Source organism: Plesiomonas sp. (genome assembly GCF_051650925.1).
Lineage (GTDB): Bacteria > Pseudomonadota > Gammaproteobacteria > Enterobacterales > CAMTGL01 > Plesiomonas.
The window spans coordinates 1-1,726 of the sequence record NZ_JBOFRH010000297.1 but is presented as its reverse complement, the minus strand read 5'-3'; the positions used below and the strand labels follow the sequence as shown (position 1 = coordinate 1,726).

The following is a 1,726-nucleotide window of genomic DNA, read 5'->3' as shown; positions in this document are numbered from 1 at the left end:
CAATATAGACAATATGATCTTCGGTCAATTGCTCGTAAGGAATGCCGGTTGGCGTGATCAGCATACCATCACGATAACGTACGCTGACGTTACCGGCAGTTCCCTGATTCAGACCCAGTCGGGTCATCTCCAGACAAGTCGCAATAATCTCACGAGCCAGTGTTGCTCTTTCCATGCGGTACCCCTTTTACGACGAGCGTCATCTATGTTCGGTTATATTCAATCAGTGATAGGCCATGCCGGATCACCGGTGTGTGCGCTGGCGCGAAATAAAGCGATTTGGCAATACGTGACAATCGCGCCAGATGAAAGCGTTAACGATTACGGTGTTTCGATATTTCGTTTTGGATTTTAATTTGGATAATTCGTTAAATACGTCTGCTTCTCTATACCCGTATCTATATGTGAGTCTCGATAGAGGCAGTGAGTAAATCGTTGTTGAGTTATCTTCAGCTTAATATCGGTTGAATTGAATTTTTCGCGTTTATTTTGTGACGTTCATCAATAGGAATTACTTTCTTTAAAGTAAACCCTATGTTTAATCGGGGGTTATTTTGTCCGTTTGTTTTGTTGGGTCGCTAAAACGGGCATTAAATATGTGCGTGGCTGTATGAATGACCGTTTTTGATTATTACGCGCTTATTCGGTCATGATGTATTTGGTATTTGTGTTTTTTCTTTAGGGAACGAATCAAACGGTCAGCGGTTTATGTGGTGATAAAGTGATTAAATTCACATTTTAACCGGATGAAAGGGGACGATGTGAGCTTCGTCATATTTTATTCGTGTTAGGTCTTTAAATTAATTGTCAGCAACACCCGCAAGCAGAAAGAAATGAAAAACAAAACAGAAACAAAATACAAAGAGTGCAAGCCAATAAAGCTCAGCAACAGAGATAAAAGTAGAGTAAGAAAAGCTAAATCTGACTGAGGGTTTTTTATCGTACGGATTGTTAAATCGCGAAGCTTTTTATGGCATCACTGGCGTGGTGTCATGAATAAATTAGATTGTGTGATTTAACGGCGGTGTGATGAGGCCTGAATCAGGATTATGAAAAAATCAGGTAAGAAGCGTATTACAGGTAGCAAACTCTGTGGCATAACAGTGCTGTTATCTGGCTGATGTTACTGAGATTGTTGCTTACGCTGGGTGCTGAGAGACCGGTTTAACCTGCTCTTAGCTCAGCGGTGATGTATGCGGTTACCTGATGGTTATCTTACTTAGGTTTCCTTTTTCGGCAGCAGTGTAGCGCTGAGAAATGGGCCAATGACGTTAATCTGCAGCGCATTATGGTGGGCGAATGGCTATTCATCCACAGGCGTATTCTGGCGTCAGTAGTAGAAAGAATAATGCATTGCATTGCGACCAATTCCTTCTGAACTGCGGGACATCCCTACAGTCATGTTCCTGATTATTGTTCGGTTTGACCGTAATAAATAACAGCATGACATAAAAATAATGATGCCCTACCCGATAACCAATGGAGTGTTAGCCATGTCAGAAATAACGACCAAAAGCACGGAGGCTGCGGACATTATTGCCGGTAATGCACCGTCAGCCGAGGTGGTGCCTAAGAATATTCTGATCCCGTTTATATTACTGACCAGTTGTTTTGCATTGTGGGGACTGGCCAATAATATGACCGATGTGCTGATTGCACAGTTTCGAAAAGTATTTACCTTGACGGATATGCAATCTGGTTTAGTGCAGACTGCTTTTTATGGTGC

Annotated in this window: 2 protein-coding genes and 1 pseudogene; 2 read left to right on the top strand and 1 reads right to left on the bottom strand. The window is 42.1% G+C overall.

The features are described from left to right. Window positions 1-175, bottom strand: a 175-nt coding sequence (locus ACRC27_RS07070; RefSeq protein ID WP_438639522.1) for a class II aldolase/adducin family protein, incomplete at its 3' end; no start/stop codon positions are given. A gap of 30 nt (window positions 176-205) precedes the next feature. On the opposite strand from ACRC27_RS07070, the gene ACRC27_RS07065 reads away from it, so the two are divergent. Then, the gene (locus ACRC27_RS07065; protein ID WP_438639521.1) at window positions 206-355 is read left to right on the top strand and encodes a hypothetical protein; all 150 of its coding nucleotides are present in this window, start codon (window positions 206-208) and stop codon (window positions 353-355) included. Window positions 356-1,493: 1,138 nt separating this feature from the next. Beyond that, window positions 1,494-1,726 (top strand): annotated as a pseudogene (locus ACRC27_RS07060) (glucose/galactose MFS transporter); the annotation flags it as partial.

Coding starts and splice junctions, on each gene's coding strand:
- ACRC27_RS07065 (WP_438639521.1), top strand. CDS start 206: ATGTTCGGTTATATTCAATCAGTGATAGGCCATGCCGGATCACCGGTG.